The sequence below is a fragment of the Hydrogenoanaerobacterium saccharovorans genome (genome assembly GCF_003814745.1).
Classification (GTDB): Bacteria; Bacillota; Clostridia; order Oscillospirales; family Ruminococcaceae; genus Hydrogenoanaerobacterium; species Hydrogenoanaerobacterium saccharovorans.
Genome location: NZ_RKRD01000002.1, coordinates 415,594 through 430,509 on the forward strand (window position 1 = coordinate 415,594; position 14,916 = coordinate 430,509).

Below are 14,916 nucleotides of genomic sequence, written 5' to 3' on the forward strand. Positions count from 1 at the left end.
GGTCCACCTACTTTAACAGTTGGGAGATGCAGAATGGATACAAAAAGCGGTTTAATTATAAAGGCGATGAGCGGTTTTTACTATGTTAAATGCGGTGATGACCTGATTGAATGCCGTGCGCGCGGATTGTTTCGCAAACAGGGGCAGGAGGTTTTGGTGGGAGACACCGCTAAAGTAGAAATGACCGATGGCGGTAAAGGCTATGTGGTAGATATTGGGGAGCGCAAAAATGTTTTGGTGCGCCCGCCGCTTGCTAACATCGACCAACTGGTTATGGTGATTTCTACCTGCGAGCCATTGCCGAATTTACTTGTGATTGACCGACTGATTGCAATAGCTGAACGCAAGGGCATAGACCCACTTTTGGTGTTTACCAAAAAAGATATGGCCGATTCTCAGAGATATGCCGAAATCTATCGTCATGCGGGTTTTCGTGTGGCAGAGGTTTCTAACATTACGGGTGAGGGCATCGATGCAGTACGGGCACAGCTTTCGGGTAAAATCAGTGCATTTTCGGGTAATTCGGGTGTGGGTAAATCCAGCCTGCTCAACTGCTTGGACAAAAGGCTTGCTATCCCCACGGCGGAAATCAGCCAAAAGTTGGGCAGAGGGCGGCATACCACCCGGCATATAGAATTGTTCCCGTTGCCCGAGGGCGGTTATGTTGCCGATACACCCGGTTTTTCATCGCTGGATTTGGAACGCTGCGAAGTGATTTTGAAAGAAGACTTGGCAGAATGCTTTCGTGAATTTGCCGATTACAGCGATAAATGCAAATTTACGGGCTGTTCGCATACCAAAGAAAAAGGGTGTGCGGTACTTGCCGCTTTAGAGCGAGGAGAAATTGAGCCTTCGCGCCATGCAAGTTATATAAGTATGTGGAATGATGTGAAAGATTTAAAGGAGTGGGAACTGAAGTGAGTCGCTGTATTATCATTGCCGCCCACAACGAAGTAGCAGTAAAAAGCATTGTGAATATACGTGCCGACGATTTTATTATTTGTGCCGACGGCGGATATGCATTTGCAGCAGCAGAGGGGATTGTTCCGAACCTCGTAATCGGGGATTTCGACTCGTTTCACGGTGTTGTTGAATCCGGCATTGAGGTAGAACGGGTTGCCGCTGAAAAAGACGATACAGATACATTGCTCTGTTTAAAGCGGGGAATCGAACGCGGATTTGAGGAGTTTATCATTGTGGGTGGTATTGGCGGCAGGCTGGACCATACCTTAGCCAACCTGCAGACTGTGGCATATGGCTGCGAACGCGGCTGTTTTGTGTTATTGGCAGACAAAGGCAACCTTGTTACCATGATTGGTGCGGATACGGTGAAGCTGCCCAAAGTGGATGGATATAAATTATCGGTATTCGCATTTGGTGATGTATGTGAAGGGGTATGTGAGAGCGGGGTAAAATATCCGCTAACCAATGCAACCATCACAAACACATTTCCTATTGGTGTAAGCAACGAGATCGAAGCCGAGAACGCAGTGATTTCTTGTAAAAAAGGCAAATTACTGCTTGTAATGTCAAAAGAATAAGAAAGTTTTTTAAGACTTATCTATTGCTTTCTTATGGAGCTTCTCTTTGCACGAGCAAAAAGAATGTTCCCTATAGAACAGGGGCGGAACCCCGCAGACATAGATTTATAATGCCATAATCCCGAAGCTGCAGAATATAGGAAGAGTTAAGAGTAGAAAATGATGGTACACTTGTTATACAAGTAATTTTTAAGGATGCCGAAAGGCGTCCTTTTTTTATGGTTGTAACAAAAACCTTGCAAAATGCGTATGATGAAGCAAGAACAAAAGCATAGGGAAAGGACGGTGAGGGTATGCGCAGACGGTGCTGCAGAGGTGCGAATTGGTGTTTAATTGCGATTTCGCTTGGCGTAGGATTGTTGGTGGTATTATTTTGCCCGTTATGGGTACTGCTGACACTGGCGGCAATTGCACTCATTGTACTGGGAGCCCTCATGTGTTAGCGTTAGAAGGGTGGTACATAATGAAAATTGTTGTGGTGAAAAGTCCAAGATTCTTAGCGCCCTTGCTTCGACTGATCTTTAGGATCAAAAAAGATGACTGATGGCGCGCCATCGCAAGTAAGGCCGTCCGCTGTATGCGGATGGTCTTATTTTGTTTGCATCAACACTTTTTCTTTGCACACAAACCGCATATTTAGGACAACAAGCGAATATAGTTACTGTAGAAACTGAAAGAAGGGGAGAGTATCCTTATGGAGCTAAAGGTTATCAAAGAATCGGTTACCGTAAATGAGGTGGTCTACGATTCATTTACAGAGCTGCCCATAGAGTGTGATGTTCTGTTGCCGGACTATTGCCCCGACATCATGAAGGTGCTTAAATGCTGCGCCACACCTGTGTTCACACAAACTACCGTGGAGGGCGGCAGCCTTACGGTGGAGGGGTACGCTCTGCTGGAATTGTACTACCTGTCGGACAACATGAAAATTCGGTGCAGCGAGCACAAAACCCCGTTTAGCAAAGTGTTGGATCTTAAGGGGAATCCTGAAAATCCGACTGTAAGCGTTACTGCCACTGTTGATTATCTTAATTGCCGTGCAATTAACCAGCGCAGGGTTGATATTCGCGGCGCCATGACAATGTCTGTAAAGGTAATTGCACAAAAAAGCGAAACCGTTGTGAGTGACGCAGAGGGCGGAGGCGTTCAGCTGCGTAAGAGCACAATGGGTACCACTTGTGTGGTTGGTACAGCAGAGCGCCAATTTACTGTGCGAGAAGATTTGGAGCTTGGTTACGGTAAGTCTGCAATTACATCAATTGTACGCAAACAAGTGCATGCGGTGGTAACAGACTGTAAAGTAATCTCCAATAAAATCGTGGTAAAAGGGGAACTAATCATTAGTTTGTTCTACCTTGATGAAAACGATGAAAAACCGCAGACCATGCAATATAATCTGCCTATCAGCCAGATTATAGATCTTTCGGGTGTGGATGAGGACTGCAAATGCGATGTGCGTTTCCGCGTGATATCCAGTGATATCCAACCCAAAGCAGATCTTGACGGTGAGGCGACAATGCTCTCTGCAGAGGTTACCATTTGTGCGGTTGCCAAGGCGTACCGTAACACGCATTTTTCGGCAGTTTCCGATGCATTTTCTACCTCTTATGATTCCAGCTTTACCGAAAGCCCAATGACAGCACTGAAGCTGATTGAGATTGTGGATGACAAGCACCAGTATAAAGAGCAGATGGAATTGCCCGAAGATGTTGCTACGGTAATGTATATGTGGTGCAGTGCCGCATTTACAGGAGGAAAACTCGAGGGCAACGAAGCGCAGCTAGAGGGGAAATTGTTGCTGAGCATGTTTGCACGGGATAATGAAAACAACCCTGTTTACTTTGAAAAACCAGTAGATTTTACACATGCAATCGAGCTTTCGGGCAACGATGACAATTTACTTGCAGATATTACTATGAAACCGACTTCGTGTGAGTTTACCCCCGTCGGCGACGGAAAAATTGAAGTCCGTGCAGAAATTGCCATCGGCGGTGCACTGTACAGTGTGATAAAAGGTAAAGTAATGAGCGAACTTGCTGTGGATGAAAACAAACCTCAAAAACGGGACGGCAATACCGCCCTAACAATCTATTTTGCACAGCAGGGCGAATGTGTTTGGGATATTGCGAAGCGGTATCACACCTCGGTGGCGGCGGTAATGGAGGAAAACTCACTCGATAAAGAACTGCTGCATAACCGCACCACATTGCTCATTCCGCTGGTTGTTTGAAAGAGCGAAGGAGGTAACTGAATGATGGAAACACGTAATATCTACCAAGATATTGCCACCCGCACAGATGGCGACATCTATATCGGGGTGGTAGGGCCGGTACGAACCGGTAAATCTACCTTTATCAAAAAGTTTATGGAAACGCTGGTGCTGCCGAACATCCAAAGTGACAGCCGCCGCGAACGTGCTACCGATGAACTGCCGCAATCTTCGGCCGGTCGAACCATTATGACTACCGAGCCGAAATTTATCCCTGAAGAAGCGGTAGAGATTCATGTAGACGACAATGCATCGCTGCAGGTACGGATGATTGACTGTGTGGGATACATAGTGCCAAGCTCGCTGGGTTATGTGGAGAATAACGCACCGAGAATGGTCATGACGCCTTGGTTTGAGCAAGAAATCCCATTTAATATGGCAGCCGAAATCGGCACAAAAAAAGTAATCACCGAGCATTCTACCATAGGGCTGGTGGTTACCACCGACGGCAGCATCAGCGATATCCCTCGGGCAGAGTACGAAGAAGCCGAAATGCGCGTGATAGATGAGCTTAAAGAGATTGACAAACCGTTTGTTGTGCTGCTGAACTGTGTTAACCCCAACGCCCCGCAAGCGCAGGAGCTGCGCCAAGCGATGCAGGAAAAATACTGTGTACCGGTTTTGGCAGTAAATTGCTTAGAACTTGAAGAGCCCGACATCAAAGAGATTTTATCTTCGGTGCTGTATGAGTTCCCGGTCAAAGAAATCAGCGTAGAAATGCCGCGCTGGATTCTCTCGCTTGACAAAGAGCATTGGCTGAAAAGCTCGCTGATGGGGTCGATTTTCGGTGCATGCAACGACATCACCCACATGCGTGAGGTAAAAGAAAAACTGGGCGCTATTACTGAATGCGAAAATGTCAGCAATGCTCAGATTGCGGGTATCGACCTTGGCAAAGGCAAGGCTCGGCTTTGTGTCAATATCCCCAGCCAGCTTTTCTACAAAGTGCTTGGCGAAACCACCGGCATCGAGATTGAATCGGAAGAAGCGCTGATGCCTTGCATGATTGAGCTTGCAAGGATGAAACGAGATTACGAAAAGGTAAAAGGTGCGCTCGACCAAGTAGCGGCAACCGGTTATGGCATTGTAATGCCCACGCTTGACGAACTTACCCTTGAAGAACCCGAGATTGTAAAACAGGGCGGGCGCTACGGAGTAAGGCTAAAAGCGAGTGCGCCAAGTATCCATATGATGCGAGCCACCATCAACACCGAGGTAAGCCCGATTGTTGGCAGCGAAAAACAAAGCGAAGAACTGGTTATGTATCTGCTCAAAGAGTTTGAAGAAAGCCCTGCGAAGATTTGGGAATCCAACATCTTTGGCAAGAGCCTGCACGAACTGGTGAACGAGGGGCTGCACAATAAGCTTTATCGTATGCCCGAAGATGCGCGCATCAAACTGCAGGAGACCATTGAGCGCATTATTAATGAGGGATGTACCGGCCTGATATGCATTATACTATAATAAAACTGATACAAAGCACTGAACCCCCGTGCAATTATATGCATCAGGGGTTCTTTTTTGATTATATGGCAGTTTTACTACGAAAAATGAATAATGTAAGAATGTATGCAGCCCCGCCGAAGATAAGCAATAAGATAAAAGAAGGAACATAACTGTGGTAGGCGGTTTGAAGCATGCCTGCAACCATAGGCCCCAGTAAGGATGAGGCTATGGTGGAAAGATTGGTGAGCGCATAGTTAAACCCAAGATATTTCATACCGTATTCCGCGCGGATGAAATGATTTTGTGCGATGGAGGTACCGCCGTACACCGTGCCTACAAATGCAAACCCTGCCGCCAGCAGAAAGACAGAGCCGGATGAAAATGCTGCAATGCTGAGAACAGCCCCTGCAATCAAGAACAAACCGATGAGCAGGTGTGTGAAACGTGCGCCTGCTTTATCGAGCAAATGCCCCCACGCAAGGCGAGAAAAACCGTTAAAAACGGCAACTGTACCCGTTACAAAACCGGCGACCGCAGAACTTGCGCCAAGGTCGATGGCGGCAGGTGCGGCATGCCCGATAATCATCAGCCCTGCACCGCCTGTAAGCACTACCCACAGCACAAAAAGCTGGTAAGAGTGTTTACGCACCATTTGGCGTGGGGGAACATCGGGTACCGATTGCTGCGGTATTTCATCATGAGCTGCAGAACTGTTGACAGGCACAGCGGGGATACGCATCACCATCGCCCCAACTACCAACAGAACAAAGTAGATACCGCCGATTGCCAGAAATGCCGTACGCCATCCCCAAAGAGCAATAACAGTTGTAGCGCCCGAACCGAGCACCAACCCGCCCAAACCAAAAGCCATAAGCAGTGCGCCTGTAACGGTGCCTGCTTTTTCGGTAAACCAAAACACTACAGCGGTTAATACGCAGTTGTAGCAAATGCCTACACCAAAGCCGCTAAACACACCATAAAACACGTACAAGCCAAACAGTGTGTTAATTTTAACAGCACCTGCAAAACCTACAGCAATCAAAACCGCAGCAATGAGTAACGAGAAACGGACCGATTTTTTAGCGGTAAAATAGCCCGAGAATATACCGCCTACCACAGAAACACTCATTGATACGGTAAAAACCATCGAGGTTTGTGCGCGATCCCATCCAAACTCTGTTTCGATAGGTGCTACAAACACCGACCATGCAAACAGCAGCCCAGCGAACAGCATTAATAAAAGCCCGAGTGTAAGCTGCAATCCCCGGTAAAATTTTGTACGATCCATAAATAGCTGCCTTCTTTCGTAGAAAAATGCCGCCGACCGATAAAGCCGACGGCAAAGAATGGATAGAATCAGCGGTTGTAGTAAGCAGCCAGGTCGAACGCGGGGAAAATGCCTTTATCTGTAACAACACCGTCGCAAAGGCTGGGCGGGGTAATATCAAACGCGGGGTAAAAACCCTTGACACCGTCCATGGTGGTTTTGGTGCCCAGTGCATCCATAACAAGGGCAGGGTCGCGTTCTTCAATGGTTACGGTATCAATTGTGGGATGCGCAAGGTTAGGAGTGCCTGTTACATAATAAGGAATACCCCAGTAATTTGCGGCAAGTGCGATCTGGAAAGTACCTACTTTGTTGACAACGTAGCCATCCATCGAGATAACATCAGCAGCCGAGGTGAACACATCCACATTTTTGTTTTTAATGGTGTAACCGGGCATATTATCGGTGATGACAGTGACATCGAAGCCCATATCGCACACACAGCTTGCGGTGAGGCGTGCACCTTGGAAATAAGGGCGTGTCTCGGGGCAGATGACTTTGATTTCGTTGCCGTTATTGCGGCAGGCGCGCAGCATCATGCCAATAATCGTCTCAGCAAAGCACTGCGTCATAACCGTACCGTTTTTAGGGAACTTGCTTGCGAGAAGAATACCGGTTTTCTCGATTCTCTCGTATTTTTCATTCACATCCTCAAGAGCGCGGTTAAACACGGCATCCACCACATTGGTGCCGCCGGCAATTGCCTCACGCGCGGCTTCAAGGCAGCTGTTTACGGTTTTTACCATCTTAGCAACCGTGGTTGGGCGTGCATGAGAAAGTGTATATGCCGCATCTTCCAGGTATTTTATCATATCGGCTTCGTTCTTATCGCGGCATTCGTAGGCTGCAAGTGCCATGCCCATTGCTGCGGCAGTGTACGGTCCTCCACTTTGTGTGACCATATCTGCAATTGCCTGCGCTACTTCTTGGTGTTTGGTGCAAGTGACAAATTCGGTGCGAATGGGGTAGATGCGACGGTCAAGGATGCGAACCTTTCCGTCCTCATACCATGCAATGTTTTCGTATTGCAGCATAAATGCTAAGTCTTTATCGGCTCTGATCATGGTAAAATCCTCCCTTGTTCAATTATTCTTCGGGTATACCCATTTTACGGCGCATTTTATTTTGCTCATCTTTCGACATTTCGTGAACGGTGCCGATGATTTTGGCTTGGGTGCAAATTTTGGCTGCATCTTCTGTATAAACAGCGCGGATGTGTGCTCTGTCTAGGTTGGGGCCGATGGCAAGTACGCCATGATTGGCAAGCAGACAAGCGGTGCGGTTGTGCAGCACTTTCAGCGCCTCTGTCCCCAGTTCTGCCGAGCCGGGTATACGGTACTCTGCAACCGGCACATCGCCGTACAGAAAAAACATCATTTCAATCAGGATGACAGGAATTCTGTCGTGGGTGACGGCAAAACCGGTTGCATAGGGGGAATGCGTATGTACCACAGCGTGCACATCGTTACGGTTTTTGTAAATTTCGGTGTGCATCTTCCACTCGGAGGACGGATTGTGGAACCCTTCGACAATTTTGCCGTCAAGGGTAATCACCATAACGTCGTCAATAGTCATAGTGGGGTACGCAATCGAGCCGGGGGTGATGGCAACCAGACCGGTTTCCGGGTCGCGCATGCTCAGATTACCGCTGGTGCCTGCAAACAGTTTTTCTTCGTACGATTGTTTGGAATAATCCAAAACAGCTTGTTTCATTTCTAATATCGTCATTGGCTGCATCCTCATTTCAATTGCGCTAATTTCTCTTCTTTAATGCGGTTTGCGTGGAACATCACTTTTTCAAGGTCGATATCGGTGAATACACCGTTTTTGTAAACGATATTACCGTCAATCATCGAAAGGCAAATATCATTGGACTGTGCTGAATACATGATGTTGGAGAGCACGTCAAACACGGGCTGCAAATGCGGTTTGTCAAGGTCGTAGATGACAATATCCGCACGGTTACCCATTTTGATGCTGCCGCAGTCGGCTCTGCCTTGAGAAAGCGCACCGTTTCTGCATGCCAGCTCCAGCAATTGTTTGGGGCCTAAAAACAGCGGGTCGTTGTTGGCACCTTTTTGCAAGATGGATGCGAGATTGACTTCTTCCAATGAATTAAGGTTATTATTGCTTGCCGCACCATCGGTACCGATACCCACGCGGATGCCTTTTTCAAGCATCTTTTTTACAGGGGCAATGCCACTGCCGAGTTTTAAATTGCTCGAAGGGCAGTGGCAGGCGGTAACGCCCTTTTGTGCCATAATATCAAAGTCTTCTCCTTCAATCCAAACACAGTGCGCCGCAGTGGCGGGTACATCAAATACACCGCACTTGTTAAAAAACTGTATGGGTGTAAGCCCGCCGCGGCGTTGTTTGCACTCGTTGTGCTCTTTTTGTGTTTCGGAGATATGCGTATGCATATGAAGATGATTTTCTTTAGCGAATTCTGCAATTTCACGCACCAATGTTTCGGTGGACGTGTATTCTGCATGAAGAGAGGCATCACCGATAATACGGTCGTGATTTGCATTTTTAACATAATCCATCAGATAGTGAATGCCTTTATAACCGTTGATGTCGGTGAAATGCACGTCATCGCTGAAGGCAGAACAGCCGTGAGATAAATTGGCTTTCATACCTGCCTCTTCTACCGCTTTGGAGATGCCGTCCATCTCCATGTACATATCGGTAAACGACACAGCACCGCTTGCAATCATTTCTGCCATACCCAGCAAACTGCCCCAGTACATATCCTCAGGGGTGAGCAGCGCCTCAAACGGGAACATGCGCTCGGTGAGCCAGCGATGCAAGGGCAGCCCTTCGCCGTAGCCGCGAATAAGTGTCATGGGTACATGGCAGTGAATGTTGAAAAAGCCTGGCATTGCCACTTTATTGTTACCGTCGTAGATTTCGCCGTTATAATTTTCAGGCATTTCTTTGCCGATATAGGTAATCTTTTTGCCTTCGGTAACAACGTTAAGATGCTCTTGTGCTTCGTAATTTTCATCAATTACAGTAATATTTTTAAAAAGCATAGCAAGCACCTACATTTCTTTTATAATTTCGCGAAGAAGCTCTTTAAAGCGCCCCGATGCATCGTGAGCAGCAATGGAAACCTCTTCACCCGAAAGCTTCTGCGGAAGAACGCCCGCCGCCATGTTGGTCATCAGCGACAGTGCAAGCAAATCCATGCCGCAGTGCGCCGCTGTGAGTGCCTCCGTGACAGTGGACATACCCACTGCATCGCCGCCTAAGGTACGAATGGCGCGAATTTCAGCCGGGGTTTCAAATTGCGGCCCCATCCAAAAGAAGTATACACCGTCATGCATGCGGTATTCTTGTCCCAGTTTTTTTGCACAATCCATAGCAAGTTTGCGTAGGGAGGGGGTGTACATTTCACATGTATCGAAAAAGCGCAGGCCAAATTCGGGGATGTTTGGCCCTCTCATCGGGCTTGCACCCATCAGCTTGATGTGGTCGTTGATAATCATAATATCGCCCACCTTATAAGCCTTGTTGACGGCACCTGCGGCGTTGGTGAGGATGGTTTTTTGTACGCCGATTAGTTTGAATACACGGATGGGCGCGGCGAGCTGTTCAAAGTCGTACCCCTCGTAATAATGGAAGCGGCCGGACATACAAACCACGTATTTGCCTGCAAGTTTGCCGAAAATCAGTTTACTTGCATGAGATTCCACTGTGGAAACAAGAAAATTGGGGATGTCTTTGTAGTCAATCACAATCTGGTCTTCAATTTCGTCTGCCAGCGAGCCGAGGGAAGAGCCTAATATTAAGGCAACCTCCGGTTTGTGAGGAATTTTGCTTAAAATATAATCAGCGCTCTCTTTATAAAATTCATAAGTATACTTTTGCAAATCAGTTCATCCTTTCTGAAATTATGTTTAATCCAATTTTACCGCAATAATAGCATCCAATGCAATTTTTATTTGGTCTTCTACCGCTTTTTTTACCTTATCGGTATCGGGTTCATAACCCTCTACACCCACCAACTCAAATGCGGGTGCATCGGCTGCAATGATTGCCCCAGCTTTAACGCCGTGCAGCGAAGAAACTACCAACAGGCTTGCCACTTCGTTTTCCATTGCTTTTACGCCTGCTTTTGCATACAGTTTTACAGTTGATTCGATAAAGCTCGGGTAAAACAAAGCCTGAGTAAGAACAATGCCCTTATGCACATCAACGCCGTTTTGTTCTGCGCTGTTGAGTAGAGCACACACCACATCGGTATCCGCAATTGCGGGGTAAGAGAGGGGAATCATCTTTTCGGTAACGCCCTCTTCGCGGCAGGCTGCCGTTGCAACAACAATGCTGCCCGCTGTTACCTCAGGCTGCATACCGCCGCAGGTACCAACACGAATAATCACTTTTGCCCCTGCGCGCCATAAACTTTCAAATGCAATGGCGGCGCCGCCGCAGCCCACGCCATGTGAGGTAATTGTGACAGGAACGCCCTTGTATTCGCCGATATACGTCCAGTATTCGCGGTTTTTGGCAAGGCATTTGCTGTTAGCGAGCATGCCCGCAATGCGTTCTGCACGGGCAGGGTCGCCGCAGGTGATAACACGCGGGTGAATCTCGCCCGCCGCTACTTGGATACAGGGGAACTTTTTCTGTTCAGACATAAGCTTCTCCTTACTGATAATGTTTTTTATCGCCTATTGATAGTTAAAATACGGTTAAGGTACTGTGGTTTATAATTTTTGTTATTTTAATACGCGTGCACGTTTGCGGAATTTGTTGCTTGAGAAAACAAGTGCAATGATGGTAACAATATACGGCAGTGCCATGGTGAGCTGGCTTTTGATTGCAGTACCCTGCAAAGCATTGCCGATTGCCTCTGCAAAGCCAAAGAAAAAGCTTGAGATGACCACACCAATGGGATGAGAACCCCCGAGGTTGGCGGCAGCCATTGCAAAAAAGCCGCGCCCTGCTGTTACATTTTCGGTATACAGTGTAACCTGACCGAGAGTGAGCAGTACTCCGCCCAAACCGCAGAGCAAACCGGAAAAAACAACAGCACAGATTTGAGTACGGTCGGCATTGATGCCCAACGAATTTACAGCCTGTTTGTTGATGCCTACGGCTTGCAGACGGAACCCGCTTACCGTTTTAAACAGGTAGATATACAAAAGGACAGCCATAATAATTGCGAAATAATCAAGAAAAGTAAGCCTTGCGAACATAGTGCCGATAAAGGGGATATCTTTGATAATAGGCAGCTCTATTTTGGGCAGCCCTTTGAGGCGAGGGTCGGTAAATACGCCTTTTACACCGAAAATAACATAGAGCAAAAACGTTGTCGCACCAAGCATCAGCAAGTTGATGGAGGTACCTACAACCATATCGCTTGCACGAAATTTCACCTGCAAAATACCTACAATCAGGGCTACCAGCATGCCGGAGAGTGCAGCCCCAAGTACCGATAGCAGCACACTGCCCGTATAATAATTGATGACAATTGCCATAAATGCACCTGTGAGCATCTGCCCCTCTAAGGCAATGTTAAATACCCACACCTTGCTGCAGATAGCAGAACCAAGTGCCGCATAAAGTACCGGCGTCATCATACGAATGGTGGAGTTGATGACCACTGCAATATACTCAAAATCAATGTTCATTCTGGGCACCTCCCTCTGCGGATTGGGTAAGCTTTACTTTTCGCACCTTGATGGCATGGTTGAGCAGTTTAGCAGAAACCAACAGGGTAATGACTGCCTGAATTACCATTGTAATCTCCAACGGCACATTGGTGGATCGCTCGATTGCGGCACCGCCCGTTTGAATACCGGCGAGAAAAATTGCGCAAATCACCGTACCAATGGGGTTTAAGTTTGCAATCAGTGCTGCCATCAACCCTGTCCAGGCATAGCTGGGGCTTCGCAGCATATCGTGCATATACACATGCTTTAAGCCCAGTACTTCAATCGAGCCACCGAAGGCACAAATTGCGCCCGAGCAGAACATGGTAATAAACATGACCTTGGTGCGCTTTACGCCGCCATATTCGGCAAAGCATTTATTCAACCCCCCCATACGGCTTTCGTAGCCAAAGGTGGTTTTTTTAATGATAAAAAGAATGATAACCATAACAAGGATTGCGAGAAAAAAGCCATAATGAAAGGTACTGCCTTTTACGATACCAAGGCGGGGAATCCACATGGATTTGTCGATGGTGAGGGTTTTTGCAACCAAACCATCGCCGGTATTGTCCTTGAGCGGAAACGAGACAAAATAGTAGGTGATGTAATTCGCGATGTAATTGAACATCAGTGTAGAGATAACAAGGATTACACCGAAACGGTCATCCAGCCATGCAGCAAGCAGCGCGTACAAACCGCCCGCCAGCATACCCAATGCAATTGCGATGACAGCACCGATTACACCGCGAAAAGGCAGATACAATGCCGAAACTGCGGTGACAAATCCACCAAAAATCAGCTGCCCCTCGCCGCCGATGTTAATGTAACCTGCACGCCAAGCAAATGCCGCGCCCAAACCGCATAGGATGATTGGGATTGCACGGGTAAGAGTAGCTAAAAAATAAAAGCTTGTGCCGAACCCGCCTTGAAACATGGCACCGTAAATTTCGAATATGCTTTCGCCCATCGCCAATATAATAATTGCACCGATGAGCATACCGGCAGCAATTGCGAACAAAGGCTGCCCCAGTTCGTTTATCGAGGATTTCAGCCACAGTTTTGCTGTATCTGCGTGTTTGTTGTTTTTAAGCATCCTGCTTACCTCCCATCATCAGCAGCCCCAGCTTTTCTTCGGTAGCTTCTGCTTTCGTAAATTCGCCGTTGATTTTACCGTCAAAAATAGTATAGATACGGTCGCAAAGCTCCATAATTTCAGAAAGCTCCGAAGATACCAGTAAAATTGCGCCGCCGTTTGCGCGCTTTTCAAGCAATTTGCCGTGTATAAATTCCATTGCACCAATATCTACACCGCGGGTAGGCTCTGCGGCAATCAGCAAAGGGGTGTTTTGTTCTATTTCGCGGGCTACAATCAGCTTTTGTATGTTGCCGCCCGAAAGCTCGCCCGCTTTTTGAAATAAACCGCTGTATTTAACGTCGTACCGTTGCAAAAGTTCGGTTACATAATTACGAATGATATTATTTTTTAATATTCCGTGTTTTGAAAATCGGGGTTTGTATTGATGTGCCATCAGCGCCGTTTCAGTCATGTTGGCATCTTTGGCACAGCCGTATTTATAACGGTCTTCGGGGATGCATGCGCAGCCCAAATCACGGATTTTGCTCACCGAACTTTTGACAATGTCTTTTTCAAGCAGCGTGATTTCTCCTGCATCCGCTTTATTCAGCCCGGTGATGCACTCAATCAGTTCCGACTGCCCGTTGCCCGATACACCTGCGATGCCTACAATTTCGCCTGCGTCTACATGCATCGAAAGCCCATCCAAGCATTTTTTACCTTGCTTGTCGGTAAGACGTAAATCTGTTACCGTAAGCACATTGCCTGTTGTAGGCTGCTCCGGCACCTCTTTATCAATAATTCTTCTGCCAACCATAAGGAACGAAAGCTCCTCAATGCTGGTTTCAGACGTTTTTGTCTCTTTTACAAATTTGCCCGAACGCATTACCATAACGCGGTCAGAGGCATCCATAACCTCATGTAATTTATGCGTGATAATAATGATGCTTTTACCCATGGATGCCAGCTTTTTCATTGTTTTGAGCAAATCGCTGACCTCCTGCGGGGTAAGCACCGCCGAGGGTTCATCTAAAATGATGATATCTGCATTTTGATACAGAATTTTAAGTATTTCTACACGCTGCTGCAATCCTACAGGGCAGTTTTTTATTTTTGCGCGCGGGTCAACGTCCAAAAGATATTTTTTACTGAGCTCTTGAACCAGTTTGTCAGCCGCGCTGCGGTTAAAAAACAGTGAGTTTTTTTTAGGCTCGTTGCCGTAAACGATGTTTTCAGCAACCGTAAACTCTGAAAATAGCATAAAGTGCTGCTGCACCATACCAATGCCGGCGCGAATCGCATCGTGCGGAGAACGGAATGACTGTTGTTTACCGTTTAAGTAAACTTCGCCGCAGGTTGGTTGCTCAAGTCCGTATAATATTTTCATCAAGGTAGATTTGCCGGCGCCGTTTTCACCAACCACAGCAAGAATTTCGCCCTTCTCTAGCGTAAGGTTGATGCTGTCGTTCGCCAGCACCGAGCCATACTGCTTGGTGATGCCTTTCATTTCCAATAACATACTAATCAAGCCCCTTCGTAATAGCATTGCGTCCGCCGGTGGGAACGAAACAGTAAAAACGTTAAAAAAGACGAAGAGA

General features: G+C 47.2%; 14 protein-coding genes. 5 read left to right on the plus strand and 9 right to left on the minus strand.

What is annotated here, in order from left to right; translation table 11 throughout:
* Nucleotides 1-33 precede the first annotated feature (33 nt).
* From rsgA to spoIVA, 5 genes are all read left to right on the plus strand, one after another.
* Nucleotides 34-921 carry a ribosome small subunit-dependent GTPase A gene (gene rsgA, locus EDD70_RS12095; RefSeq protein ID WP_092755686.1) on the plus strand — a complete coding sequence of 296 codons (888 nt, stop codon included), beginning with the start codon at nt 34-36 and terminating at the stop codon, nt 919-921.
* The gene (locus EDD70_RS12100; protein WP_162840915.1) at nt 918-1,541 is read left to right on the plus strand and encodes a thiamine diphosphokinase; all 624 of its coding nucleotides are present in this window, start codon (nt 918-920) and stop codon (nt 1,539-1,541) included. The genes rsgA and EDD70_RS12100 overlap by 4 nt, the downstream gene beginning before the upstream one ends.
* A gap of 463 nt (nt 1,542-2,004) precedes the next feature.
* Complete coding sequence (gene spoVM, locus EDD70_RS15360) at nt 2,005-2,085, plus strand: stage V sporulation protein SpoVM (protein ID WP_423230130.1); 81 nt, start codon at nt 2,005-2,007, stop codon at nt 2,083-2,085.
* A gap of 150 nt (nt 2,086-2,235) precedes the next feature.
* Entirely contained in the window at nt 2,236-3,771 is a 1,536-nt protein-coding gene (locus tag EDD70_RS12110; protein ID WP_092755691.1) for a DUF3794 and LysM peptidoglycan-binding domain-containing protein, read from the plus strand.
* Between the two features lie 24 nt (nt 3,772-3,795).
* A complete protein-coding gene (gene spoIVA / locus EDD70_RS12115) occupies nt 3,796-5,274 on the plus strand; it encodes a stage IV sporulation protein A (RefSeq protein ID WP_092755773.1) in 1,479 nt (492 codons plus the stop codon).
* 61 nt (nt 5,275-5,335) lie between these two features.
* Here spoIVA and EDD70_RS12120 read toward each other — a convergent pair whose 3' ends face one another.
* From EDD70_RS12120 to EDD70_RS12160, 9 genes are all read right to left on the minus strand, one after another.
* Nucleotides 5,336-6,544 (minus strand): MFS transporter, encoded by a 1,209-nt coding sequence (locus EDD70_RS12120; protein WP_092755693.1) that lies wholly within the window; start codon nt 6,542-6,544, stop codon nt 5,336-5,338.
* A gap of 68 nt (nt 6,545-6,612) precedes the next feature.
* Nucleotides 6,613-7,647, minus strand: a complete 1,035-nt coding sequence (locus tag EDD70_RS12125) for an S-methyl-5-thioribose-1-phosphate isomerase (RefSeq protein WP_092755695.1) — start codon at nt 7,645-7,647, stop codon at nt 6,613-6,615.
* Between the two features lie 22 nt (nt 7,648-7,669).
* Entirely contained in the window at nt 7,670-8,311 is a 642-nt protein-coding gene (locus EDD70_RS12130) for a class II aldolase/adducin family protein (RefSeq protein ID WP_092755697.1), read from the minus strand.
* Nucleotides 8,312-8,322: 11 nt separating this feature from the next.
* A complete protein-coding gene (locus EDD70_RS12135; protein WP_092755699.1) occupies nt 8,323-9,618 on the minus strand; it encodes an amidohydrolase family protein in 1,296 nt (431 codons plus the stop codon).
* A 9-nt stretch (nt 9,619-9,627) separates the two neighbouring features.
* On the minus strand, nt 9,628-10,458 hold the full coding sequence (locus EDD70_RS12140) for a purine-nucleoside phosphorylase (RefSeq protein WP_092755701.1): 831 nt from the start codon (nt 10,456-10,458) through the stop codon (nt 9,628-9,630).
* 27 nt (nt 10,459-10,485) lie between these two features.
* The gene (locus EDD70_RS12145; RefSeq protein ID WP_092755703.1) at nt 10,486-11,226 is read right to left on the minus strand and encodes a nucleoside phosphorylase; all 741 of its coding nucleotides are present in this window, start codon (nt 11,224-11,226) and stop codon (nt 10,486-10,488) included.
* An 81-nt stretch (nt 11,227-11,307) separates the two neighbouring features.
* Nucleotides 11,308-12,222 carry an ABC transporter permease gene (locus EDD70_RS12150; RefSeq protein ID WP_092755705.1) on the minus strand — a complete coding sequence of 305 codons (915 nt, stop codon included), beginning with the start codon at nt 12,220-12,222 and terminating at the stop codon, nt 11,308-11,310.
* Nucleotides 12,212-13,336: an ABC transporter permease gene (locus tag EDD70_RS12155; RefSeq protein WP_092755707.1), complete on the minus strand. Its 1,125-nt coding sequence runs from the start codon at nt 13,334-13,336 to the stop codon at nt 12,212-12,214. The genes EDD70_RS12150 and EDD70_RS12155 overlap by 11 nt, the downstream gene beginning before the upstream one ends.
* The gene (locus EDD70_RS12160; RefSeq protein WP_205408615.1) at nt 13,329-14,837 is read right to left on the minus strand and encodes an ABC transporter ATP-binding protein; all 1,509 of its coding nucleotides are present in this window, start codon (nt 14,835-14,837) and stop codon (nt 13,329-13,331) included. Before EDD70_RS12160 ends, EDD70_RS12155 begins: the two co-directional genes overlap by 8 nt.
* Nucleotides 14,838-14,916: the final 79 nt, after the last annotated feature.

Coding starts and splice junctions, on each gene's coding strand:
- EDD70_RS12130 (WP_092755697.1), bottom strand. CDS start 8,311: ATGACGATATTAGAAATGAAACAAGCTGTTTTGGATTATTCCAAACAA.
- EDD70_RS12110 (WP_092755691.1), top strand. CDS start 2,236: ATGGAGCTAAAGGTTATCAAAGAATCGGTTACCGTAAATGAGGTGGTC.
- EDD70_RS12160 (WP_205408615.1), bottom strand. CDS start 14,837: ATGTTATTGGAAATGAAAGGCATCACCAAGCAGTATGGCTCGGTGCTG.
- EDD70_RS12145 (WP_092755703.1), bottom strand. CDS start 11,226: ATGTCTGAACAGAAAAAGTTCCCCTGTATCCAAGTAGCGGCGGGCGAG.
- EDD70_RS12135 (WP_092755699.1), bottom strand. CDS start 9,618: ATGCTTTTTAAAAATATTACTGTAATTGATGAAAATTACGAAGCACAA.
- EDD70_RS12150 (WP_092755705.1), bottom strand. CDS start 12,222: ATGAACATTGATTTTGAGTATATTGCAGTGGTCATCAACTCCACCATT.
- EDD70_RS12120 (WP_092755693.1), bottom strand. CDS start 6,544: ATGGATCGTACAAAATTTTACCGGGGATTGCAGCTTACACTCGGGCTT.
- EDD70_RS12125 (WP_092755695.1), bottom strand. CDS start 7,647: ATGATCAGAGCCGATAAAGACTTAGCATTTATGCTGCAATACGAAAAC.
- rsgA (WP_092755686.1), top strand. CDS start 34: ATGGATACAAAAAGCGGTTTAATTATAAAGGCGATGAGCGGTTTTTAC.
- spoVM (WP_423230130.1), top strand. CDS start 2,005: ATGAAAATTGTTGTGGTGAAAAGTCCAAGATTCTTAGCGCCCTTGCTT.
- EDD70_RS12155 (WP_092755707.1), bottom strand. CDS start 13,336: ATGCTTAAAAACAACAAACACGCAGATACAGCAAAACTGTGGCTGAAA.
- spoIVA (WP_092755773.1), top strand. CDS start 3,796: ATGGAAACACGTAATATCTACCAAGATATTGCCACCCGCACAGATGGC.